This window comes from Streptomyces sp. DF42, assembly GCF_058267695.1.
In genome coordinates this window covers 6,286,179-6,307,831 of record NZ_CM177859.1, presented here as the reverse complement: position 1 = coordinate 6,307,831, position 21,653 = coordinate 6,286,179, and the positions used below count along the sequence as shown (strand labels likewise).

The following is a 21,653-nucleotide window of genomic DNA, read 5'->3' as shown; positions in this document are numbered from 1 at the left end:
AAATCGCATCCAATCCATACCAATGTGATGAATGGTCGCCCCTTTTCTCCCTTGTGGCCGCTTTGCCGTCAGGGCGCCCGAGCGTAAATTCAAGGAAGATCGTATTGCGGCACGGAATGGCGGTTGCCATCTCGACGCAACACAGCCAATCTTCAGTCGCTGCGTCTTGATCGACCGCTCGACAGCCGTCGACAGAAGGCCAGTTGACCAGCAGAACGGGGGTTCTGATGAGTGCTGCTTTCCATCACGGTCGCACGTGCCGCCATGCATTGGCGCGCCTTCGCGCGAATACCTCCACGAACCAGAACCGATTCGCCCGTCGGGAATTGCCCGACCGAAGGGAATTCACTTCCGTGAGGAAAATCGTAAGCTCTGCCATCGCGTCCGCCGTCGTCGCCGGCGGCATGGTGGGAGTCGCCGCCGCGCCCGCCTCCGCCGGGTGCGCGCCGAGCCCGGGTACCGGCTACGAGATCTACGACAAGCACACGGTGTACCCGGGGACCAACCTCGCCAGCACGTGGGTCTTCGACAACACCGACCCCACCGTCAGCTACAACCAGAGCAAGACGGGAACCTGGAGCGCCAGTGGCACCGCGGGTGTCGAGGCCGAGGCCGGGGTGATCTTCGCGAAGGCCAGCACGTCGTTCAGTGTGACCGTGGGCAAGTCGTGGTCGCACTCCGACAGCTGGAACTACGCGCTGCACGCCAAGGACAAGGCGGGCAAGACCCAGGTCCGCATGCGGCTGTTCCACGAGGCCAAGAAGTTCAAGGCCCGCAAGTACACGTACTACTACGACGGCCACTGCAAGTTCCACAGCACGACCAAGTGGCGCAAGCAGTTCACGGCGCCGGTGAAGAAGAACAGCAACGTCTGGGGACTCGAGTACAAGTAGGCACAAGCAGGCTCCGCAGCACGGCCCGCCGGTTTCCCGGCGGGCCGTCCTGCTGTCGGCCCCTCCCGCGGCGAGACTCCGGCCTCATGGCCTTTCACCTGCGCGGGACCGTGCTCCCCGACGGTTGACACGGCACCGCCTGCGTACCCACCCTCACCGCCTTCGCGCGCAGTGCCCCGCACCGCACCCGGGACACCTCCCGCGGCCGCCTCTGGCACGCCGGCCACGCGACCATGATCCGCCGGGTCCGCGAGGCCCATGACGCCGGAGTCACCGTCCTCGCCGGCACGGACTCCCCGCCCTTCGGCAACGTGGGCACGGAGGTCGGGCACCTGATCGCCGCGGGACTGCCCGCCGAGACCGCCGTCGGTGCGGCGAGCTGGACGGCCCGCGCCTTTCTGGGCCTGACCGCTCTCGCCGAGTCCGCTCTCGCCGACATCACCGTCTACGACGCCGACCCGCGCCGCGAACCGGCCGTGCCGCGGTATCCCCGCCGCATCGTGCTGCGCGGGCGGCTCATCCGCTGACCGGCGGGAGCGTCACGGTGACAGACCCGGCCGCCAACCGCCGCCAGCGCTCCACCAGGACCCCTTCACCGGTCTGGACCAATAGTTGCGGACTCGAACATCAACTCGCCGTTTCCGCAGGCCACGCAGGCTTCCCGCGCCGTTGACGCACGGAGACCGCCGCTGATAGACACACTCATCATCCAGCTGGCGTCACCAGGCAAAACCCGGTTCCGAAGTACGAACAAGCCGTCCCTGTGCGAGCGATGACGCGAGGTCACGATTCATGAGCACACAAGACCAGTACGGCACCAGGCGTTCACACCCGAGAATCCCTCGACCCCGCATGCTCCGGCTCGTCGCGACCGCCGGCGCCGTCGCTCTGACGCTCTCGGCAGGCCTCGCGACTCCGCTCAACCCGGCGCCCCAGCGAGCGGAGGCCGCAGGCGGCAAGAAGGTCCTCACCGTGGCGGTCGCGCAGAGCGTCGACTCGCTGAGCCCGTTCCTGGCGGTGCGTCTGGTCAGCACGAGCGTCCTGCGGCTGACGTACGAGTACCTCACCGACTACGACCCCGGTGACGCCCATCCGGTCCCCGGCCTCGCCACCAAGTGGGCGCCGTCCGCCGACAAGCTCACCTGGACGTACACCATCCGCTCCGACGCGAAGTGGTCGGACGGACAGAAGGTGACCGCCCAGGACGCGGCCTGGACCTTCAACAAGATGATGACCGACCAGGCAGCCGCCACCGCGAACGGCAGCTTCGTCGGCAACTTCCGCAAGGTGACGGCCCCCAGCCCCACCAAGCTGGTCGTCGAGCTGAAGAAGCCGCAGGCGACGATGACCGCCCTGGACGTGCCGATCGTGCCCGAGCACGTGTGGAAGAACGTCTCGGACCTGTCGAAGTTCAACAACGACAAGTCCTTCCCCATCGTCGGCGACGGGCCGTTCGTCCTCACCGACTACAAGGCGGACAGCTACGTCCGCCTGAAGGCCAACAAGAGTTTCTGGCGCGGGGCGCCCAAGTTCGACGAGCTGGTCTTCAAGTACTACAAGGACCAGGACGCGGCCGTGGCCGCCCTGCGCAAGGGCGAGGTCTCCTTCGTGGCGGGCCAGCCGGCCCTGACGCCGGCTCAGGCCGCCTCCCTCAAGGGCCAGAAGGACATCAAGGTCAACGACGCCCCCGGCCGCCGCTTCTACGCCCTCGCCACCAACCCGGGCGCCCGGTCGAAGAACGGCCGGAAGTTCGGTGACGGCGACCCGTCCCTGCTGGACGAGCGCGTGCGCAAGGCCCTGTTCATGGCCGTGGACCGCAAGACCCTCATCGACAAGGTGTTCCAGGGGCACGCGGTCGAGGGCCAGGGCTACATCCCGCCGCGCTTCTCGACGTACTTCTGGAAGCCGTCGGCGAGCCAGACGCTCTCCTACGACCCCGTGAAGGCCGGCCGGCTCCTCGACCAGGCCGGCTACAAGAAGAACGCCGGCGGCAAGCGGGTCGGCAAGGACGGCAAGCCGCTCGACTACCGCGTGCTGTGCCACGCCACCGACCCCAACGACAAGGCCGTGGGCCAGTACCTCAAGGAGTGGTGGGCGGGGCTGGGCATCGGCATGACGCTCGACTGCCTGGACAACGTCACCGACCCCTGGCTCGCCGGCAAGTACGACCTCGCCTTCGACGGCTGGTCCGTCAACCCGGACCCGGACTACGTGCTGTCCATCCACACCTGCGCGGCCCTGCCCGCGACCCCGAAGGACACGGGCGCCACCGACAACTTCATCTGCGACAGGACGTACGACGAGCTGTACGCCAGGCAGCTCGCCGAGTACGACTCGGCCAAACGGGCCGACATCGTCCAGCAGATGGAGTCGCGGCTGTACGACCTGGGGTACATGAACGTCATGGCGTATCCGAACGCCGTCGAGGCCTACCGCACCGACCAGATCAAGTCGATCGAGACGATGCCCAGGGCCGCCGGCAACATCTACGGCCAGGACGGCTACTGGAGCTGGTGGTCGGCGGTCCCGGCCGGCTCCGGCAGCTCTTCCGGCGGCAGCTCGACCGGGGTCGTCGTGGGGATCGCCGCGGGTGTCGTGGTCCTCGCCGGCGCCGGATTCCTCTTCGCCAGGCGCCGCAGCGCCACCGCCGACGACCGCGAGTAGCCGATGCAGCCGACAGCCCCTGACGCAGCGTCCGCCGCGGTCGACAAGGCCGCCGTACCGGTCCCGGCCGGTCCGGCGGTCCGCGGACCACGGGCCCGCACCGCCACCGCGTATCTGCGGTACGGGGCGGGCAAGGCGGGCGGTGCCGCCGTCTCGCTGCTCGCCGTGCTGGTCACCGGGTTCTTCCTGTTCCGGCTGATCCCCGGTGACCCGGTCAAGACGATGACCGGCGGCCGCCCCATCTCGGCGGAGCAACTGGCCGCCTACCGCAGGGAGTTCGGACTCGACCTGCCCGTGTGGCGGCAGTTCACGGACTACTGCGGCAAGGCGCTCACCGGTGACCTGGGCACGTCGTACCAGTTCCGCACCCCCGTCATCGACAAGATCACCGAGGCGCTGCCGAACACGCTGCTGCTGACCGGCACGGCCTTCGTGCTCTACACCGCGCTCGGCATGTTCCTCGGCACCCGCTCGGCATGGCGGCACGGCCGGCTCGGCGACCGGCTCAACACCGGTCTGGCGCTGACCCTGTACTCCGTCCCGTCGTTCTGGCTGGGCCTGCTGATCATCATCGTGTTCGGCGTGGGCCTCGGCCCCGTCCCCGGGCTGTTCCCGACCGGCGGCATGGAGTCGGGCGGCAAGGAGGGCTTCGCCTACGTCCTCGACGTCGCCCACCACCTCGTACTGCCGGTGATCACACTGGTCGCGGTCGAGTACGGGCAGACGCTGCTGGTCACCCGCTCGGCGCTGCTCGACGAGATGGGCAGCGACTACCTGACCACCGCCCGCGCCAAGGGCCTCAGGGACGACCTGGTCCGGCGCCGGCACGCCGTACCGAACGCGCTGCTGCCCACGGTCACCCTGGTCTTCGTCAACCTGGGCCGGACCGTCGCCGGCGTCATCCTGGTCGAGACCGTCTTCTCCTGGCCCGGCCTCGGCGGACTGTTCTACCAGGCGCTGAGCGTGCCCGACCTGCCCCTGGTGCAGGGGCTGTTCCTCTTCTTCGCCTCGGCGGTGATCGTCATGAACACACTGGCCGACCTGCTCTATCCGCTGCTCGACCCCAGGGTGGGCCGATGACGACCGAAGCCCCTCCCCCGGTACCGGGGACCCGGCCCGCCGGACCGCGGGCGCTGGCCTGGCAGCGCCGCCGCCGCTCCGTCCTGCGGTTCTGGCGGGAGTACCGCACCCATCGCGTCGGGCTGGTCGGGCTGGCCGCGCTCGCCCTGTTCGCGCTGCTCGCGCTGACGGCGCCGTTGACGGTGGGCTCGGACGTGGCCGGGGTGACCCACGCGCCGGGCAGCCCGCTGGAGTCCCCGAGCGGTGAATTCCCGCTGGGCACCGACCGGTTCGGACGGAACCTGCTGGGCCTGGTGGTGTGGGGCTCACGCGTCTCGCTGCTGGTCGGGCTGCTCGCGGCCGTGCTGTCGGTGGTGATCGGCACGCTCGTCGGGATCACGGCCGGGCACTTCCGGGGGGCGTACGCGACCGTGCTGATGCGGGTCACGGACTGGTTCCTGGTGATGCCGGCGCTGGTGCTCGCCATCGCGCTGGCCACCGTGATGTCCCGCTCCCTCGGCACGGTGATCCTCGCGATCGGCGTCACCTCCTGGCCGACGACGGCCCGGCTGGTCCGCGCGCAGACACTCGCGGTCGAGTCCCGGCCGTACATCGAGCGGGCCAAGGCGCTCGGCGGCGGCCACTGGCATGTGATGACCCGGCACGTGCTGCCCAACGTGATGCCGCTGGTCCTCGCCCAGACGACCCTGATGATCTCCTCCTCCGTGCTCGCCGAGGCGACGCTGGCCTTCCTGGGCCTCGGTGATCCGACGGTCATCTCGTGGGGCGGCCTGCTGCAGGACGCGCGCGAGGCGGGCGCGGTCAGTTCGGGCGACTGGTGGTACCTGGTGCCGCCGGGCATCGCGATCGCGGTGGTCGCGCTGGCGTTCACGCTGTGCGGGCGCGCGGTGGAGTCCGTTCTCAACCCCAGGCTGGGGGTGGCCCGTTGACGCTGCTGGAGGTCCGGAACCTGGAGGTGACCTACCCGGGCGGGGTGGCGGCCGTACGGGGCGTGGACCTGTCCCTCGACGCGGGCCGCAAGCTCGGTGTCGCGGGCGAGTCGGGCTGCGGCAAGTCCACGCTGGCTCTCTCCCTGCTCAGGCTGCTGCCGGCCCAGGCCCGTGTGTCCGGGGAGATCCTGCTGGACGGCGAGGACGTCCTGACGATGCGCTGGGGGCAGGTGCGGGCGGTGCGCTGGGCGGGCGCCTCGATCGTCTTCCAGGGGGCGATGCACTCGCTCAACCCGGTGCACCGGATCGGCGACCAGATCGCCGAGCCGATCCTGCTGCACCGCAGAGCGACCGCGGCGGCGGCGAAGAAGCGGACCGGTGAGCTGCTGGAGCAGGTGGGCCTGCCGGTGTCCCGGGCCTCCGCGTACCCGCACGAACTCTCCGGTGGACAGCGCCAGCGCGTCATGATCGCCATGGCGCTCGCCTGCGACCCGCGGCTGATCATCGCCGACGAGCCGACGACGGCACTGGACGTGATGATCCAGGCGCAGATCCTGCGGCTGATCGAACAGCTCGTCGCCGAGCAGGACGTCGGCCTGATCATGATCAGCCACGATCTGGCGGTGCTGGCCGACACCTGCGACCGGCTCGCGGTGATGTACGCGGGCCGGATCGTCGAGGAGGGCCCCGCCCGGCAGGTCTACGAGGACGCCCGGCACCCGTACGCCAGGGCCCTGTCGGCGGCGTTCCCGAGAATCGGCGACCCGGCCTCCCGGTTCGCCCCGCGCGGCCTGGCCGGCGACCCGCCCGACCCGTCCGCCGTGCCGTCCGGCTGCGCCTTCCATCCGCGCTGCCCGGAGGCGCTGGCGGCGTGCGCCACCGAGGACCAGGCACTGCGGGACGCCGGCCCCGGACGTCAGGCGGCCTGCGTGCACGTGGGGCCGACGGTCCCGGGGCCCGCCGTGGCGGCCGAGGACGCGAGGAGCACGACATGACGACAACACCCCCGCAATCACCACTCCTCAGCGCCCAGGGACTGCACATGACCTCCCCCGGACGACAGGCGGCCAGCGTGCACATGGCCCCCACGGCCCCCAGGCCCGCCACGGCGGCCGAGGACGCGAGGAGCACGACATGACGACAACACCCCCGCAATCACCACTCCTCAGCGCCCAGGGACTGCACATGACCTCCCCCGGACGACAGGCGGCCAGCGTGCACATGGCCCCCACGGCCCCCAGGCCCGCCACGGCGGCCGAGGACGCGAGGAGCACGACATGACGACAACACCCCCGCAATCACCACTCCTCAGCGCCCAGGGACTGCACATGACCTCCCCCGGACGACAGGCGGCCAGCGTGCACATGGCCCCCACGGCCCCCAGGCCCGCCACGGCGGCCGAGGACGCGAGGAGCACGACATGACGACAACACCCCCGCAATCACCACTCCTCAGCGCCCAGGGACTGCACATGACCTCCCCCGGACGACAGGCGGCCAGCGTGCACATGGCCCCCACGGCCCCCAGGCCCGCCACGGCGGCCGAGGACGCGAGGAGCACGACATGACGACAACACCCCCGCAATCACCACTCCTCAGCGCCCAGGGACTGCACATGACCTCCCCCGGACGACAGGCGGCCAGCGTGCACATGGCCCCCACGGCCCCCAGGCCCGCCACGGCGGCCGAGGACGCGAGGAGCACGACATGACGACAACACCCCCGCAATCACCACTCCTCAGCGCCCAGGGACTGCACGTGACCTTCCCCGGGCGGCACGGCGCCGCGCCCGTACGGGCCGTGGGCGGCGTCGAGTTGGACATCCGGGCCGGCGAAATCGTGGCGCTCGTCGGCGAGTCGGGCTGCGGCAAGACGACGCTGGCGCGGGCGCTGCTCGGCCTGGTGGAGCCGACGGCGGGACGGGTCGGCTTCGCCGGAAAGCCACTGGAGTACTCCTCCCGGGCCCTGAAGGCGTACCGCAGGCGGGTCCAGTTGGTGCTGCAGGATCCGAGCGGGTCGCTGAATCCGCGGCACACCGTGTACGAAGCGGTGGCCGAGGGGCTGCGGATCCACGGGTACGCGGGGGACGAGCGGGCGGCGGTCGCCGAGGCGCTGTCGCGTGCGGGCCTGCGCCCCCCGGAGCGCTTCTTCCTGCGCTATCCGCACGAGCTGTCCGGCGGCCAGCGCCAGCGCGTCGTCATCGCGGGCGCGCTGGTCCTCGAACCCGAACTCCTCATCGCCGACGAGCCGGTGGCCTCGCTGGACGCCTCCGTGCGTGGCGAGATCCTGGCCCTGCTGCTGCGCCTGCGCACCGAGCTGGGCCTGTCCGCGCTGGTGGTGACCCATGACCTTGGCCTGGCATGGAACATCGCCGACCGGGTCGCGGTGATGTACCTGGGCCGGATCGTGGAGACGGGCGAGGTGGAGCAGGTCCTGACGGCTCCTCGCCACCCGTACACCCAGGCACTGTTGTCGGTCCTCCCGGAGGCCCCGGGCGCCCCGGTGGTCCTGACGGGCGAGCCCCCGGACCCGTCCCGCGTCCCCACCGGCTGCCGCTTCCACACCCGTTGCCAGATCCTGTCGTCGGGCGAGGCGGAACAGGCGGGAGTCGCGGACCGCTGCCGCACCGAGGACCTGGAGGTCCTGAACGGCGGGGACGAGGCCCAGGTCGCCTGCCACTGGGCCCGGGCTCGGGTCGCGACATGACGCTGCCGCCCACGGCCCCGGCCTCGCCAGAGCCCCCCGAAACCCGAGACAGGCCGCCCACCGCACGAACCCACCCGCCTCAAGGCCCTGACACCACCCGGCACGCACCGCGAGGCCATCGAGCCCTCAGCGCCTCATCTCACCGCGCCGGCCCGCACATACCGCTGCCCCGGCAGACGCCGGTCGGCCACCGCAGCCCCACGACACGCCCCGCACCGCACGGGACCACCCACCTCACCTCAAGGCCCTGACACCACCCGGCACGCACCGCGAGGCCATCGAGCCCCCAGCGCCCCATCTCACCGCGCCGCCCGCACACACGAGTGCCCCGGCAGGTCTCGGTCGACCGCCGGGGCACCCGTCTCAGCTGCTCTCACGACGCGTTGACGACGTCCTTCTCCTCGGCGAAGTGGCACGCCGATTCGTGGGCCGCCGGCGAGTCGGCGCCCTTGAAGCGCTCGGGGATCGCCAGCAGCGGGATCTCCTCGGCGCACTTGTCCTGCGCCTTCCAGCAACGGGTGCGGAAGCGGCAGCCCGAGGGCGGGTTGGCCGGGGACGGCACATCGCCGGTGAGGATGATCCGCTCGCGGTTCTCGCGGGCCTCCGGGTCCGGAACCGGGACCGCCGACAGCAGCGCCTGGGTGTAGGGGTGCGTCGGGTGCTCGTAGATCTGCTCGTCGGTGCCGATCTCGGCCATCTTGCCGAGGTACATCACGCCCACCCGGTCCGAGATGTGCCGGACGATCGACAGGTCGTGCGCGATGAAGATGTACGACAGGTTGAACTCGTCCTGCAGCCCCTCCATCAGGTTGATGACCTGTGCCTGCACCGACACGTCCAGTGCCGACACCGGCTCGTCGCAGATGATGACCTCGGGGTTGAGGGCAAGTCCGCGGGCGATGCCGATGCGCTGGCGCTGACCGCCGGAGAACTGGTGCGGATAGCGGTTGATGTACTCGGGGTTGAGCCCGACGACGTCCAGCAGCTCCTGCACCTTGCGGCGCCGGTCTCCCTTCGGGGCCACCTCGGGGTGGATGTCGAAGGGCTCCCCGATGATGTCGCCCACCGTCATACGGGGGTTGAGCGAGGTGTACGGGTCCTGGAAGATCATCTGGATGTTCCGGCGGACGGCCTTGAGCGCCTTGCCGGACAGCTTGGTGATGTCCTGGCCCTTGTAGAAGACCTCGCCGGACGTCGCCCGCTCCAGGCTCATCAGCAGCTTGGCCACGGTCGACTTGCCGCAGCCGGACTCACCGACGATGCCCAGCGTCTCGCCCTGGTACAGGTCGAAGGAGATGCCGTCGACGGCCTTCACGGCGCCGACCTGCCGCTTGATGACGATGCCCATCGTCAGCGGGAAGTGCTTCACCAGGTTGCGGACCTGCAGAATCGGCTCGCCGCGCTCCACGTGCGCGTCGAGAGCGGCGACCGCCTCCTCCTCCGAGTGCGCGTCGACGGCGTCCACCTCGGAGACGTTCGGCGTCGCGTCCGTCGGCGCGTCGGTCTGGGTCGACTCAGCCATGGATCGTCTCCTTCCAGAAGTGGCACGCGCTGGCGCGGCCCGGCAGTTCCGTTCCGTCCCGCTCGCTCACCGGGACCAGCAACGGACGGTCGACGCGGCAGACGTCCTGCGCCTTCTCGCACCGCGGGTTGAAGGCACAACCGCTCGGCACCTTCAGCAGGTTGGGCGGCAGACCCTTGATCGCGTAGAGGTCCTGGCCCTTCTGGTCCAGACGCGGGATCGAGTCGAGCAGGCCGCGGGTGTAGGGGTGCGCGGGGCGCTTGTACAGCTCGTGCACCGGCGCCGTCTCCACGATGCGTCCCGCGTACATCACCGCGATCTTGTCGGCGACGTCCGCCACGACACCCAGGTCGTGGGTGATGAGGATGAGCCCCATCTGGTACTCGCGCTGCAACTCCGCGAGCAGGTCCATCACCTGGGCCTGCACCGTCACGTCGAGGGCCGTGGTCGGCTCGTCGGCGATGATCAGGTCGGGCTCCAGGGCGAGCGCCATCGCGATCATGATGCGCTGGCGCATACCGCCCGAGAACTGGTGCGGGTAGTCGTTCACCCGGGCCGCGGCGGCCGGGATCTTCACCCGGTCCATCAGCTCGATGGCCTTGGCCTTGGCCTGCTTCTTGGAGAGGCCCTGGTGGACGCGGAACATCTCGCCCAGCTGGTATCCCACGCTGAGCACGGGGTTGAGCGAGGACAGCGCGTCCTGGAAGATCATCGCGATCCGCGCGCCGCGCAGCTTGCGCCGCTCCTCGCCCGACATGGCGAGCATGTCCTGGCCGTAGAAGCGGATCTCGCCCTGGGGGATGCGGGCCGGCGGCATGTCGAGGATGCCCATGATCGCCTGCGCGGTCACGGACTTGCCGGAGCCGGACTCGCCGAGCACGGCGAGGGTCTCTCCGGAGTTCACGGAGTAGTTGACGCCGTTGACGGCGCGGACCACACCCTCGCGGGTCTGGAACTCGACGTGCAGATCGCGCACTTCGAGCAGTGGGCCGGTCCGCTCCGGGTCGCCGGGCCTCGGGGCCGGGATGGCGTCCGTCGGGTCGATGATGGTCACGTACGCCTCCCTCAGCGTGTCTTGGGGTCGAAGGCGTCGCGGACGACGTCGCCGAGCATGATGAACGCCAGCACGGTGATGCTCAGGGCGGCGGCCGGGAACAGCAGCGCGTGCGGCGAGGTCAGGAACCGGTCCTGGGCGTCACTGATCATCACGCCCCAGGAGATGTTCGGGTACTGGATGCCGATGCCCAGGTAGGACAGGGCGGCTTCGGCGGAGATGTAGACGCCGAGGTTCATCGTGGTGATGACGATGACGGGGGCGAGTGTGTTCGGCAGGATGTGCCGGAACGCGATCCGCCAGGAGTCCGCGCCCAGCGCCCGCGCGGCCATCACGTAGTCGTTGTATTTGTTGGCGATGACCTCGCCGCGCATGATCCTGAAGACCTGCGGCCAGCCGAGGATCGCCATGATGAACGACACCGACCAGACGTCACCGCCGCCCCAGATCGACATGATCAGCAGACCACCGACGATGAGCGGCAGGGCCGAGAACACCTCGGTGATCCGGGAGACGAGCGCGTCGAGCCAGCCGCCGAGCAGACCGGCCAGCATGCCCAGCAGACCGCCGATGAGGGTGGTGACCACGGTCGTCACCACACCGACGACGATGGAGTTGCGGGTGCCGTACACCGTCCGCGTGTAGATGTCGCAGCCCTGGACGTCGTAGCCGAACAGGTGCCCGGACGAGGGCCCGTTCATGGAGTTCTGCAGCTGGCAGAAACCGTCCGAGAACGGGGAGCGGCCCGTGAAGAGACTGGGCGCGATCGCCAGCGCGAGCAGACACACGATGACGAAGCCGGTGACGATGAACATGGGCCGCTTGCGCAGGTCCACCCAGCCGTCCTTGAGCAGGCTCGCCTGCCGGGACGCCGCCTTCTCCTCGGCCTCGATCTCCTTGGCGAGGGCGGCCTCGTCGGTGGTGGGCCTCTCTATCGTCTTCTCACTCATAGCGAATCCTCGGGTCGAGCACGGCGTACAGCAGGTCTACGAGGAGGTTGGCGACCAGGTAGATCAGTACGAGCAGGGTCGTCAGACCGACGACGACGGGCCGTTCGCGCAGATAGACGGACTGGGCCAACTGGCCGCCGATGCCAGGCAGGTTGAACACGCGCTCGGTGATGATGGCACCACCCATGAGAGCACCCAGGTCGAAGCCCAGGAAGGTGACCACCGGGATCAGGGAGTTGCGCAGCGCGTGCACGCCGATGACCCGCCGCGTCGGCAGACCCTTGGCGATCGCCGTGCGGACGTAGTCGGCTCGGGTCGACTCCGACATGCTCGTCCGGACCAGGCGCGCGATATAGGCCATGGAGGTCGAGGCGAGCACGACGGCCGGGAGGATGTAACTCTGCGGCCAGCCCTTCTCGATGCCGGCGACCGGCGTGATCTTCAACTTCACGCCGAACTCCAGCTGGAGCACGCTGCCGAGCACGAAGACGGGGATCGAGATCAGCACCAGCGTCGAGATGAGCACGACGTTGTCGATAAACTTGCCCTTCTTCAGGGCGGAGAAGATGCCGGCGACGATGCCGATCACGGCCTCGATGGCGAAGGAGGTCAGCCCCAGCTTGAGCGTGATGGGGAAGCGCTCGGAGACGATCTCGGAGATGGCACGTCCGTTGTACGTCTCACCGAGGTCACCGGTGAAGACGCCGCTGATGTAGTGCCAGTACTGCTGGTACAGCGGCTCGTTGAGGTGGTAGTGCGCACGCAGAACCGCCGCGATGTTGGGGTCGGCGCGTTTGTCGCCGGCCAGTGCCTGGATCGGGTCGCCGGGCAGAGCGAAGACCAGGCAGAAGATGATGAACGTGACGCCTATCACCACAGGGATCACCTGCAGCATGCGGCGCACGACGTATCGGCCCATGGGTACTCCAGAGGGGTGCTCGACCCGACCGTGGCCGAGGGGATGGCACGGTCGGACGGGAGACGGCAGCAGGAGTGAGCAGGGGAAGGCTGATCCTCCCCCTGCTCACCCCGTAACGCTGTGTCAGGACTGCTCAGAAACTGGTCAGCTGAGCTTGACCGAGTCCCACAGGATGTTGTGGCCGGCGATCTTCATCGACTTGATCTTGTCGCTGAAGCCGGTGTTCAGGGTGTAGAAGTACACCGGGATGTACGGCAGGTCCTTCAGGAGCACGTCGTCGGCCTGCTGGTACTGCTTGACGGCGTCCTCGTGCGTGGCGGCCTGGTCGCCCTTGACGAGCAGCTTCTCGAAGTCCTCGTTGACGTAACCCGAGTAGTTGGAGCCGTTGGTGATGGCTTCCTTCGAGAAGATCGGACGGAGGTAGTTCTCCATGTCCGGGTAGTCCATGTTCCAGGCCATACGGAACGCGCCCTTGTACTTCTTGGCGTCCAGGTCGTTGAGGATCGTCTGGAACTGCTCGAACGGCTTGGCCGTCACCTTGATGCCCAGGTTCTGCTGGATCTGGTTGGCGACCGCCTCGATCCACGCCTTGTGGTCACCGTCGGCGTTGTAGCCGATCTCCAGCGTGTTGCCCGGCAGACCGCCGCTCGCCTTGTAGAGCTCCTTGGCCTTGGCCGGGTTCAGCGTGCAGGCGTCACCGCAGGCTCCCTTGCGGTAGCCGTCGATGATGGGGCTGATGAAGTCGTCCGCGGGCGTCCGGGCACCGAGGAAGATCTTCGAGGCGATCGTCTTGCGGTCGATCGACATGGAGATGGCCTTGCGGAGGTCCGCGTTCTCGAAGGCCTTGTTGTACTTGATCGGGAAGCCGATGTAACCGACGCCCGAGTCGGCCTCGTCGATGTAACGGCCCGGCAGGTCCTTGTGGTACGTCGGCAGACCCGAGTTCGGGATGACGAGCTGGACGTCCAGGTTGCCGGCGACGAGGTCCTTGTAGGCCGTGTCGAGGTTCGAGTAGATCTTGAAGTTGACGCCCTTGGCCTCGATCTTCGAGGCGTCCGGGTACTTGTCGTACTTCGTGACGTCGATCTCTTCGTTGTGCTTGAACTTGCCCTTGATCTTGAAGGGGCCGTTGCCGATGGGCGCCTCGCCGAAGCCCTTCGGGTCCTTGAAGAACGCCTTGGGCAGCGGCACGAAGGCGGTGAAGGACAGCTGCGACGGGAACGCCGAGAACGCGCCGTTCAGCGTGATCTGGAGCGTGCTGTCGTCGACGGCCTTCAGACCGGACATCTTGTCCGTCTTGGGCTTCTTGCCCTCGCCCGGGTTCAGGTCGCTGTAGCCCTGGATGTGGCTGAACAGCGGGTTGGTCTGCTGGGCGTTGGTCTGGTTGGCGCCGTAGTTCCAGGCGTCGATGAAGGACTGGGCGGTCACCTTCTCGCCGTTGTGGAACGTGTAGCCGGACTTCAGCTTGATCGTCCAGACCTTGTTGTCCTTGGTCTCGACCGACTGCGCCATGGCGTTGACGACCTTGTTGTCGGCGTCAAGCTTGGTCAGACCCGTGAAGAGGGCGTTGATGACCTGGCCGCCCTCGGTCTCGTACGTGTTGCTGGGGACCAGGCCGTTCTGCGGCTCACCGATCTCCACCGACACGACGCCGTTGCCCTTGCCCTTGCCCGAGCTGCCGTCGTCCCCGCCGCCGCCACAGGCCGTCGCACCCAGCGCCACAACGGCGGCTATCGCAACCCACTTGGCGCTCTTGGCACCACGCATGGGGCTCCTCCTCATGAGTCCATTGATTCACCGCAGAGGGAAGCACACGACACTCCGCCGTCACCGGCGCCTGAAACAGTGAGGTGCGCTTTCCCGCGCTCGTGAGGTCGGCGCTGCCTCAGCGCCTGACCCGTTGACCCGAGCTCTACGCGCCTAACTATCTGCCATGCGCCATGACCGAACCACACTCAAAAGGTCTCGGTTCGATCACACCTGACGCGTACATCTTCCAAAATCCGGACAAAGGGTTTGCTGAAAGATCCCTGCGAAAAGGACTTGTTACACATCAATCGGTCCCGCATGTCCGTATACCGAACGCCAGGGGCATGAAAATTCAGTTGCGGATTCGTGGTGGCTGTGCAGGGGGTGCACGGCCCACCGCTTCCAGCCAACAGGCCTGTGCCCCGAGGGGGTTCGCCGGGTCGCACAGGGGACGGACAGCACCACGTCGGCAGAAGACTAGTGCCATGTGATCCGCTTCTACGGATCCACGACAAGAACTAGGGTTTTCCCTACCCCTGCCTCAACAGAAGACCGGGCACCCCGCGTTGCGGAGTGCCCGGCAGCTTCGTGGAACGGGGTGCGTGTCAGCCGTTCTTGGCGCGGCTCGCCGCGCGGGCGCGCTCGCGGGCGTCCAGGTTCACCTTGCGGATGCGCACCGCCTCCGGGGTGACCTCGACGCACTCGTCGTCGCGGCAGAACTCCAGCGACTGCTCCAGCGAGAGCTTGCGCGGCGGGACGATCGCCTCGAACGAGTCGGCCGAGGAGGACCGCATGTTCGTGAGCTTCTTCTCCTTGGTGATGTTCACGTCCATGTCGTCGGAGCGCGAGTTCTCGCCGACGATCATGCCCTCGTACACCTCGGTGCCCGGGTCGGTGAACAGCACGCCGCGCTCCTGGAGGTTCGTCATCGCGAAAGCGGTGACGGCACCGGAGCGGTCGGCGACCAGCGAGCCGTTGTTACGGGTCGTCAGCGTGCCGAACCACGGTTCGTGGCCCTCGTGGATGGAGTGGCCGATGCCCGTGCCGCGGGTCTGGGTGAGGAACTCGGTACGGAAGCCGATCAGACCGCGGGAGGGAACCACGAACTCCATGCGGACCCAACCCGAGCCGTGGTTGGACATGTTGTCCATCCGGCCCTTGCGGACGCCCATGAGCTGCGTGACCGCGCCCATGTGCTCCTCGGGCACGTCGATCGTCATGCGCTCGACCGGCTCGTAGACCTTGCCCTCGACGTCCTTGGTGACGACCTGCGGCTTGCCGATGGTCAGCTCGAAGCCCTCACGGCGCATCTGCTCGACCAGGATGGCGAGCGCCAGCTCACCACGGCCCTGGACCTCCCAGGCGTCCGGACGCTCGGTGTCGAGCACGCGCAGGGAGACGTTACCGATCAGCTCGCGGTCGAGACGGTCCTTGACCTGACGGGCCGTGACCTTGCGGTCCTTGACCGCGGCCTTGTTCTCGGCGCCCTTGCCGGTACCGCCACGGCCGACCAGCGGCGAGGTGTTGGTGCCGATGGTCATCGAGATCGCCGGCTCGTCGACCGTGATCAGCGGCAGCGGGATCGGGTTCTCCGGGTCGGCCAGGGTCTCGCCGATCATGATGTCGGAGATGCCGGCGACCGCGCAGATGTCACCCGGGCCCGCCTTCTCGGCCGGCTTGCGGGTGAGCGCCTCGGTCATCAGGAGCTCGGTGATGCGCACGTTGGACATCGTGCCGTCGCGCTTGATCCACGTGACGGTCTGGCCCTTGCGCAGCTCGCCCTGCTCGACGCGGAGCAGCGCGATACGGCCGAGGAAGTTGTCGGCGTCCAGGTTGGTGACGTGCGCCTGGAGCGGGGCCTCCTCGTCGAACTGGGGGGCCGGGACGTGCGACAGGATCGTGGAGAAGAAGGGCTCCAGGCTGTCGCTGTCCTGCGGGACGGTGCCGTCCTCGGGCTTGGTCAGCGAGGCCACGCCGTCACGGGCACACGCGTAGACGATGGGGAACTCGATCTGCTCCTCGTCCGCGTCCAGGTCCAGGAAGAGGTCGTAGGTCTCGTTGACGACCTCGTCGATCCGGGAGTCCGGGCGGTCGGTCTTGTTGATGCACAGGATGACCGGCAGACGCTGCTGGAGTGCCTTGCGCAGCACGAAGCGGGTCTGGGGCAGCGGGCCCTCGGAGGCGTCGACCAGCAGGACCACCGCGTCCACCATCGACAGACCGCGCTCGACCTCGCCACCGAAGTCGGCGTGGCCGGGGGTGTCGATGATGTTGATGGTGATGACGTCGCCGCCATCCTTCGGGTGGTACTTCACGGCCGTGTTCTTGGCCAGGATCGTGATGCCCTTCTCACGCTCCAGGTCGTTCGAGTCCATCATTCGGTCGTCGAGCGACTCGGCGGCATGCGCCGCGAAGGCACCGGCCTGCTTCAGCATTGCGTCGACGAGGGTCGTCTTGCCGTGGTCGACGTGGGCGACGATGGCGACGTTGCGGATGTCGTGGCGCGTGGCCATGAAGGCGTACTCCTGGAGTGTGAGGAAGGCCGACGCGTACGTCTGTGTTACGCGGACCCTGCCGGGCTGAACACGCCACGGCCTCACCCCATGGTACGGGGCCGCTGCGGCGGCGGCTCGCCGGGCGGCCGGGGTCAGGCGTTCCGGGTGGCCGGCGAGCCGGGTTCGCAGGAGTGCCGGGCCGCCTGACGGGCGAGGCCCGAGTCGCCGACGCCCTCCTGGCAGTCGAGGAATCCGGTCATGTCCACCTGCCAGGTCCGTGCACGCCCCCTGGTCGTGGTACCGCCCGGGCAGGTGTAGCTGAAGTCACCCGCCACCTCGCGCACTCCGGCGTACTCCACGTTCTCCCCGGCCCCCTTGACCGTGATGCGGCCCCCTCCGAGGGGCGGGGGCTTGACGTTCACGTCGGTGAAGCTCCATGTGTCGCCACCCGTGTCCGCCAGGGTGCGGGCCTCCGACTCGATCGCGCCGGCCTTCTTGCCCAGCGAGAAGAGGACTTCCGCAGAGGAGACGGCCGGACCCGAGGCCTTCACCGACGCCCGCGGGGTGTACATCCGCTGGAGCGGACCCGACAGACTGCCGCCGCCCGGGCCCACCGTCTGCACCTCGGAGACACCGGTCAGCTTCTCCGTCTTCTTGACGGCGGACCAGGTGAACGTGCCGTCCGTGCAGGCCTTCGCCACGGCCGGGGCACTGCTCTTGGCGGCCGCGGCCGCCCTGCCGTCGCCGTCCCCGCTGCAACCCGTGAGCCCCGCCACCAGCGCCACCCCGGCCAGTCCCGCCGCCCAGGTCCCCCGTGTGATGCCGCGCATCCGCCGTCCCCGTTCCCCCGCGTACGGACGCCCGGCGCCCGCACCACGATCACTGGTGATCATCGTGCGGGCGCCGGGCGTGACACGGCAAGCGATCTGAGGACGAACTGAGCTTCAGCTGCCGGACGAGGGGCTCGCCGACGGCTTCGCGCCCTTCGCCAGGAAGCCCATGTTCTCGTAGACCGGGGTCTGGAAGCCGAAGGAGCCCGCGTTCACCACGTTCTTCCTCGCGGCCGTCAGCTGGGGGCGCTGGTAGAGGGGGATGGAGCCGGCGGCGGCCCAGATGCGGGAGTCGGCCTTGCGGATCAGGGCGCGGTTGTCGTCGTCGTCCAGGGTGGCGAGGGCCCGGTCGAAGAGCTGGTCGACCTGGTCGGTGCCGACGCGGGTGTAGTTCTGCTCGACGTCCAGGGAGCCGTCGGCGGCCGGGACCGGCTTGGCGTAGATGGGCCGGGCGTCGGTGGCCGGGAAGGCGGACGCGGGCCAGGAGTACAGGGCGAGGTCGAACTGCCCGGACGCGATGTGGTCCTTGAAGTAGCTCTCGTCGGAGACCTTCGTGATCTGCGTGGTGATGCCGACCCGCAGCAGCATGCGGCTGATCCGGTCGGCCACGGTCCGCAGGACTTCCGAGCCGGCGCCCGACGGCAGCACGAAGCGGAGGCTGAGCGGCTTGCCGTCCTTGGCCAGCGTCCCGGCCGCGGCGCCCGCGGGGACTGCGGTGCCCTTGGGGGCGTAGGCGCCGGGCGCGCCGCCCTGCATCACCCGCTGTTCGGCGTACTGACCGCCGTCCGCGAGGTGCTTGCCGCTCCCCTCGCCGCCCTTCGCGTTCTCGTGCTTCGTGTGGCCCTTGGGGTCCTTGTCCTCCCCGTCCCGGCTGTCTCCGTTCTTGGTGTCCCCGGCGACCCCGGTGTCGCCGGTGTCGCCGCTCTTGTCGTCCTCGCCGACGACGTACGTCCCGTCGTCGCCGCCCTCGGAATCGTCCTCGGCCTTCTTGCCCTTGGCGCCGGCGGCCTTCTCGGTCTTCTCCTGCTGCTCCTTGACCGGACCGCCGCGCACCCATCCGGCGTCCGCGAGCAGCGCCTGCGCCTCCGCGGTGTCCTGGCCGCCGAGCGCACCGCTGCTGTCGGCGTAGGCGGCCTGTCCGGACAGCGCGAGGTGGCTGCCGACGGGCACCGCCGGCAGGCCGAGCGGCTTGAGGACGGCCTCGGCGAGGGCCGCGCGGTCCAGGGCGCGGGCCACGGCGCGCCGGACGCGCTCGTCCGCGAGGGGTCCCGTGGAGCCGTTGAGGGCGAGCTGGGTGTAGGCGGGCTCCAGCGACTTGCGGACCACGAAACCCTCCAGGCCCTTCGCGGCGGCACGACGGCCGCCAGGACCCATCAGGGGTGTGCCCGTGCCCTTGGCCCGGTCGGCCACGGCGAAGTGCCCGGCGTCGGACGGGTCGATCTCGGCCAGGTCGATCTTGCCCTCGGCCAGCGCCGTGGCCCGCTTGTCGAGCGGTACGGCCTTCAGGTCGATCTCGTCGAGCTTGGCGGGCCGGCCCCACCAGCGTGGGTTGCGGACCAGGGTGACCTGCTGGTTCTTGGTGTCGACCTGCTTCAGTGCGAAGGGCCCGGCGGTGACCTTGAGCTTTCGTCGCGCCGCGTCGTTGAAGGCGTCCGGCGTACCCATGACGTCCTTCGGGTACAGCGGCGAGAACAGCGACCGCCAGTCGGCGTACGGCCGGGCGAAGGTGACCTTGACCTGCAGGTCGTTGGCGCCGCGCTCGATCTTCTCGATGCGGTCGTAGCCGGCGTTGCGGGCCGTCCAGTACGCGCTGTCCTTGCCGGACAGGGCGCGCCACTGGGCGGCGAAGTCGGCGGCGCCGATCTCGCGGCCGTCGCTCCAGACGGCCTGCTGGTTCAGCTTGTAGAGCACGACCTGCTTGGGCTCGGTGTCCACGACCTTGGCGGACTCCAGATAGTCGGCGTTGCGTACCGGCCGCCCCTTCCGGTCGAGCCGGTACATGGACGGCAGAACCGCCTGCGCGACACGGCTCGTGGCGGCGTCGGCGTCCGACTGGAAGGTGTTCAGGGTCTCGGGCACGTCGTCCACGGCCCAGTGCAGCGTGCCGCCGTCGACGACCAGGTCACGGGCGGCGGGCGCGTAGTCCGGCCCCGCGAGCGGCTTGCCCGCCTTGTTCTCGGAGCTGCAGCCGGCGAGCGCGGACACGGCCAGCGCGCCTGCGGTGAGGAAGGCCGCCGAGCGAAGCGCTCCGCGGGTGGTGCCGTGACGGGCTGTCGATGCTCTGCGGGTACGTCGTGGCTGGTCGCGCAGTTCCCCGCGCCCCTGTGGCGCGCTGATGAACCGCGGCTGACTTCGGCGGGGCGTGGGTCCGACGCCGTCGTGGGACATCTCTGCTACCTCCGAGGAGCCGCTCCAGCCGATGACACGGGTGGGGGTCTGATCACATTTGGCGGTATTTTGGAGTTGATCAGATCTACGGCCCCACTGAAGAGGAAAGGGTTCGCCGACCGGCGGCGACACGGCGACAGGCGCGGGGAAACCCACTCGTGCGGCGTAACGTGCGCCCCCGGCGCACACAGAGCGCTTGCGGGCGTGCAGTGGAGGCATGCAATCCGCCAATCGCTGCACATCCCTTCCCACCGGCAGGTGTGACGCGCAACACTCGCAGGCGCATGAACGTTGCCACCTGGGGCCGGACGGCCCATGGAAGTGAGGTCACGTCATGTCCGTGCAAGACGACCTGACAGCAGTACAGCGTTGCCTGGACGACCTGGCGCGGTCCGTGGGCCGCCTGGAGAAGCAGCTGGGCGGCGGCGGGCTGGACATGCGCCGCGTGCGTGCCGACGCGGATCACCTGCGTGAGAGCGTCGCGCTCCTGCGCGAGACGGCGTCGAGTCCGAGCGCGCCCCGCCAGCCCGAGCTCGTCACCATCCCCGACACCCCGTACGACCCCTCACTGTGGATCGACACGGACGACGAAGGACTCGGCGCCCGCGACCGCCACGCCCCCTGAACCCGACCGGAGTCATGAGTTGGCCACTGGTACGGAACCACATCTGAACAGCGGCGGCGTACGGACCGGTACGCGCGCCGCGATCGACGCCCCGCATCTGCGGACCGACCGCTGGTGGCTGGCCCCGGCCGTCACCGCGGCCGGTCTGCTGGCCTTCATCGTGTACTCGACATGGCGGGCCTTCGCGAACGCGGACTACTACTCGGCGCCGTATGTCTCGCCGTTCTACTCGCCGTGTCTGGCGGAGAACTGCAAGAACATGCCCTCGGGCCCGAACGCCGACCTCTTCGGCAGCTGGTGGGGGATCTCCCCGGCGATCATCATCCTGATCTTCCCGCTGGGCTTCCGCCTGACCTGCTACTACTACCGCAAGGCCTACTACCGGGGCTTCTGGGCGTCCCCGCCGGCCTGCGCTGTGGCCGAGCCGCACAAGAAGTACACCGGCGAGACCCGCTTCCCGCTGATCCTGCAGAACATCCACCGGTACTTCTTCTACGCGGCGATCCTGGTCGCCTGCGTGCTGTCGTACGACACGGTGCTGTCCTTCCGGGACACGGACGAGAACTGGGGCCACATGGGCCTCGGCACCGTCGTGTTCCTGATCAACATCACGCTGATCTGGGCGTACACGATCTCCTGCCACTCCTGTCGGCACATCGTCGGCGGCAAGCTCAAACACTTCTCCAAGCATCCCGTGCGCTACAAGGCCTGGCAGTTCGTCGGGAAACTGAATGCCCGGCACATGCTGCTCGCCTGGGCGTCGCTGGTGAGCGTGGCGCTCGCCGACTTCTACGTCTATCTGGTCGCCTCGGGCGCCTTCGACGATCCGCGCTTCTTCTAGATTGGGTGG

22 protein-coding genes are annotated in these 21,653 nt (G+C 68.8%); 14 read left to right on the top strand and 8 right to left on the bottom strand.

Features of this window, described 5'->3' with window-relative positions; all coding sequences use genetic code 11:
- The first annotated feature begins 353 nt into the window (after positions 1-353).
- The 12 genes from ACYUED_RS29075 (at position 354) to ACYUED_RS29020 (ending at position 8,271) form a co-directional block, all read left to right on the top strand.
- On the top strand, positions 354-893 hold the full coding sequence (locus tag ACYUED_RS29075; protein WP_491286617.1) for a hypothetical protein: 540 nt from the start codon (positions 354-356) through the stop codon (positions 891-893).
- A gap of 233 nt (positions 894-1,126) precedes the next feature.
- Positions 1,127-1,420, top strand: coding sequence for a hypothetical protein (locus ACYUED_RS29070; protein WP_491286615.1), 294 nt, complete (start codon positions 1,127-1,129; stop codon positions 1,418-1,420).
- 265 nt (positions 1,421-1,685) lie between these two features.
- Positions 1,686-3,557, top strand: a complete 1,872-nt coding sequence (locus tag ACYUED_RS29065) for an ABC transporter substrate-binding protein (protein ID WP_491286613.1) — start codon at positions 1,686-1,688, stop codon at positions 3,555-3,557.
- A 3-nt stretch (positions 3,558-3,560) separates the two neighbouring features.
- Positions 3,561-4,637: an ABC transporter permease gene (locus tag ACYUED_RS29060; protein WP_491286611.1), complete on the top strand. Its 1,077-nt coding sequence runs from the start codon at positions 3,561-3,563 to the stop codon at positions 4,635-4,637.
- Positions 4,634-5,566 (top strand): ABC transporter permease, encoded by a 933-nt coding sequence (locus ACYUED_RS29055; protein WP_491286609.1) that lies wholly within the window; start codon positions 4,634-4,636, stop codon positions 5,564-5,566. The genes ACYUED_RS29060 and ACYUED_RS29055 overlap by 4 nt, the downstream gene beginning before the upstream one ends.
- Positions 5,563-6,561: an ABC transporter ATP-binding protein gene (locus ACYUED_RS29050; RefSeq protein ID WP_491286607.1), complete on the top strand. Its 999-nt coding sequence runs from the start codon at positions 5,563-5,565 to the stop codon at positions 6,559-6,561. Before ACYUED_RS29055 ends, ACYUED_RS29050 begins: the two co-directional genes overlap by 4 nt.
- Positions 6,558-6,704 (top strand): hypothetical protein, encoded by a 147-nt coding sequence (locus ACYUED_RS29045; protein WP_491286605.1) that lies wholly within the window; start codon positions 6,558-6,560, stop codon positions 6,702-6,704. The genes ACYUED_RS29050 and ACYUED_RS29045 overlap by 4 nt, the downstream gene beginning before the upstream one ends.
- Entirely contained in the window at positions 6,701-6,847 is a 147-nt protein-coding gene (locus ACYUED_RS29040; RefSeq protein WP_491286605.1) for a hypothetical protein, read from the top strand. Before ACYUED_RS29045 ends, ACYUED_RS29040 begins: the two co-directional genes overlap by 4 nt.
- On the top strand, positions 6,844-6,990 hold the full coding sequence (locus ACYUED_RS29035) for a hypothetical protein (RefSeq protein WP_491286605.1): 147 nt from the start codon (positions 6,844-6,846) through the stop codon (positions 6,988-6,990). Before ACYUED_RS29040 ends, ACYUED_RS29035 begins: the two co-directional genes overlap by 4 nt.
- A complete protein-coding gene (locus ACYUED_RS29030) occupies positions 6,987-7,133 on the top strand; it encodes a hypothetical protein (protein WP_491286605.1) in 147 nt (48 codons plus the stop codon). The genes ACYUED_RS29035 and ACYUED_RS29030 overlap by 4 nt, the downstream gene beginning before the upstream one ends.
- Positions 7,130-7,276: a hypothetical protein gene (locus ACYUED_RS29025; RefSeq protein WP_491286605.1), complete on the top strand. Its 147-nt coding sequence runs from the start codon at positions 7,130-7,132 to the stop codon at positions 7,274-7,276. The genes ACYUED_RS29030 and ACYUED_RS29025 overlap by 4 nt, the downstream gene beginning before the upstream one ends.
- Entirely contained in the window at positions 7,273-8,271 is a 999-nt protein-coding gene (locus ACYUED_RS29020; RefSeq protein WP_491286603.1) for an oligopeptide/dipeptide ABC transporter ATP-binding protein, read from the top strand. Before ACYUED_RS29025 ends, ACYUED_RS29020 begins: the two co-directional genes overlap by 4 nt.
- Positions 8,272-8,644: 373 nt before the next feature.
- Here the strand turns inward: ACYUED_RS29020 and ACYUED_RS29015 are convergent, their stop codons facing one another.
- From ACYUED_RS29015 to ACYUED_RS28980, 8 genes are all read right to left on the bottom strand, one after another.
- On the bottom strand, positions 8,645-9,793 hold the full coding sequence (locus tag ACYUED_RS29015) for an ABC transporter ATP-binding protein (protein WP_491286601.1): 1,149 nt from the start codon (positions 9,791-9,793) through the stop codon (positions 8,645-8,647).
- On the bottom strand, positions 9,786-10,847 hold the full coding sequence (locus ACYUED_RS29010; RefSeq protein WP_491286599.1) for an ABC transporter ATP-binding protein: 1,062 nt from the start codon (positions 10,845-10,847) through the stop codon (positions 9,786-9,788). The genes ACYUED_RS29015 and ACYUED_RS29010 overlap by 8 nt, the downstream gene beginning before the upstream one ends.
- Before the next feature lie 11 nt (positions 10,848-10,858).
- The gene (locus ACYUED_RS29005) at positions 10,859-11,797 is read right to left on the bottom strand and encodes an ABC transporter permease (protein WP_491286596.1); all 939 of its coding nucleotides are present in this window, start codon (positions 11,795-11,797) and stop codon (positions 10,859-10,861) included.
- Entirely contained in the window at positions 11,790-12,716 is a 927-nt protein-coding gene (locus tag ACYUED_RS29000; RefSeq protein WP_491286594.1) for an ABC transporter permease, read from the bottom strand. Before ACYUED_RS29000 ends, ACYUED_RS29005 begins: the two co-directional genes overlap by 8 nt.
- A 144-nt stretch (positions 12,717-12,860) precedes the next feature.
- On the bottom strand, positions 12,861-14,483 hold the full coding sequence (locus ACYUED_RS28995) for a peptide ABC transporter substrate-binding protein (protein WP_491286592.1): 1,623 nt from the start codon (positions 14,481-14,483) through the stop codon (positions 12,861-12,863).
- Positions 14,484-15,070: 587 nt separating this feature from the next.
- Positions 15,071-16,978: a translational GTPase TypA gene (gene typA, locus ACYUED_RS28990; protein ID WP_491286589.1), complete on the bottom strand. Its 1,908-nt coding sequence runs from the start codon at positions 16,976-16,978 to the stop codon at positions 15,071-15,073.
- A 134-nt stretch (positions 16,979-17,112) separates the two neighbouring features.
- On the bottom strand, positions 17,113-17,790 hold the full coding sequence (locus ACYUED_RS28985; RefSeq protein WP_491286586.1) for a hypothetical protein: 678 nt from the start codon (positions 17,788-17,790) through the stop codon (positions 17,113-17,115).
- Positions 17,791-17,904: 114 nt separating this feature from the next.
- Positions 17,905-20,178 carry an ABC transporter family substrate-binding protein gene (locus tag ACYUED_RS28980; RefSeq protein ID WP_491286584.1) on the bottom strand — a complete coding sequence of 758 codons (2,274 nt, stop codon included), beginning with the start codon at positions 20,176-20,178 and terminating at the stop codon, positions 17,905-17,907.
- Positions 20,179-20,512: 334 nt separating this feature from the next.
- On the opposite strand from ACYUED_RS28980, the gene ACYUED_RS28975 reads away from it, so the two are divergent.
- Both ACYUED_RS28975 and sdhC read left to right on the top strand, forming a co-directional pair.
- Positions 20,513-20,803, top strand: coding sequence for an Rv0250c family protein (locus tag ACYUED_RS28975; protein ID WP_491286581.1), 291 nt, complete (start codon positions 20,513-20,515; stop codon positions 20,801-20,803).
- Positions 20,804-20,822: 19 nt separating this feature from the next.
- The gene (gene sdhC, locus ACYUED_RS28970; RefSeq protein WP_266521036.1) at positions 20,823-21,644 is read left to right on the top strand and encodes a succinate dehydrogenase subunit SdhC; all 822 of its coding nucleotides are present in this window, start codon (positions 20,823-20,825) and stop codon (positions 21,642-21,644) included.
- The last annotated feature ends 9 nt before the right edge of the window (positions 21,645-21,653 follow it).

What these genes read in the sequence shown, in the direction of transcription:
- ACYUED_RS29000 (WP_491286594.1), bottom strand. Translation starts at nt 12,716, where the DNA reads ATGGGCCGATACGTCGTGCGCCGCATGCTGCAGGTGATCCCTGTGGTG.
- ACYUED_RS28985 (WP_491286586.1), bottom strand. Translation starts at nt 17,790, where the DNA reads ATGCGCGGCATCACACGGGGGACCTGGGCGGCGGGACTGGCCGGGGTG.
- ACYUED_RS29020 (WP_491286603.1), top strand. Translation starts at nt 7,273, where the DNA reads ATGACGACAACACCCCCGCAATCACCACTCCTCAGCGCCCAGGGACTG.
- ACYUED_RS29005 (WP_491286596.1), bottom strand. Translation starts at nt 11,797, where the DNA reads ATGAGTGAGAAGACGATAGAGAGGCCCACCACCGACGAGGCCGCCCTC.
- ACYUED_RS29070 (WP_491286615.1), top strand. Translation starts at nt 1,127, where the DNA reads ATGATCCGCCGGGTCCGCGAGGCCCATGACGCCGGAGTCACCGTCCTC.
- ACYUED_RS29035 (WP_491286605.1), top strand. Translation starts at nt 6,844, where the DNA reads ATGACGACAACACCCCCGCAATCACCACTCCTCAGCGCCCAGGGACTG.
- typA (WP_491286589.1), bottom strand. Translation starts at nt 16,978, where the DNA reads ATGGCCACGCGCCACGACATCCGCAACGTCGCCATCGTCGCCCACGTC.
- ACYUED_RS29025 (WP_491286605.1), top strand. Translation starts at nt 7,130, where the DNA reads ATGACGACAACACCCCCGCAATCACCACTCCTCAGCGCCCAGGGACTG.
- ACYUED_RS29030 (WP_491286605.1), top strand. Translation starts at nt 6,987, where the DNA reads ATGACGACAACACCCCCGCAATCACCACTCCTCAGCGCCCAGGGACTG.
- ACYUED_RS29060 (WP_491286611.1), top strand. Translation starts at nt 3,561, where the DNA reads ATGCAGCCGACAGCCCCTGACGCAGCGTCCGCCGCGGTCGACAAGGCC.
- ACYUED_RS28975 (WP_491286581.1), top strand. Translation starts at nt 20,513, where the DNA reads ATGTCCGTGCAAGACGACCTGACAGCAGTACAGCGTTGCCTGGACGAC.
- ACYUED_RS28980 (WP_491286584.1), bottom strand. Translation starts at nt 20,178, where the DNA reads ATGTCCCACGACGGCGTCGGACCCACGCCCCGCCGAAGTCAGCCGCGG.
- ACYUED_RS29040 (WP_491286605.1), top strand. Translation starts at nt 6,701, where the DNA reads ATGACGACAACACCCCCGCAATCACCACTCCTCAGCGCCCAGGGACTG.
- ACYUED_RS29055 (WP_491286609.1), top strand. Translation starts at nt 4,634, where the DNA reads ATGACGACCGAAGCCCCTCCCCCGGTACCGGGGACCCGGCCCGCCGGA.
- ACYUED_RS29065 (WP_491286613.1), top strand. Translation starts at nt 1,686, where the DNA reads ATGAGCACACAAGACCAGTACGGCACCAGGCGTTCACACCCGAGAATC.
- ACYUED_RS28995 (WP_491286592.1), bottom strand. Translation starts at nt 14,483, where the DNA reads ATGCGTGGTGCCAAGAGCGCCAAGTGGGTTGCGATAGCCGCCGTTGTG.
- ACYUED_RS29015 (WP_491286601.1), bottom strand. Translation starts at nt 9,793, where the DNA reads ATGGCTGAGTCGACCCAGACCGACGCGCCGACGGACGCGACGCCGAAC.
- ACYUED_RS29045 (WP_491286605.1), top strand. Translation starts at nt 6,558, where the DNA reads ATGACGACAACACCCCCGCAATCACCACTCCTCAGCGCCCAGGGACTG.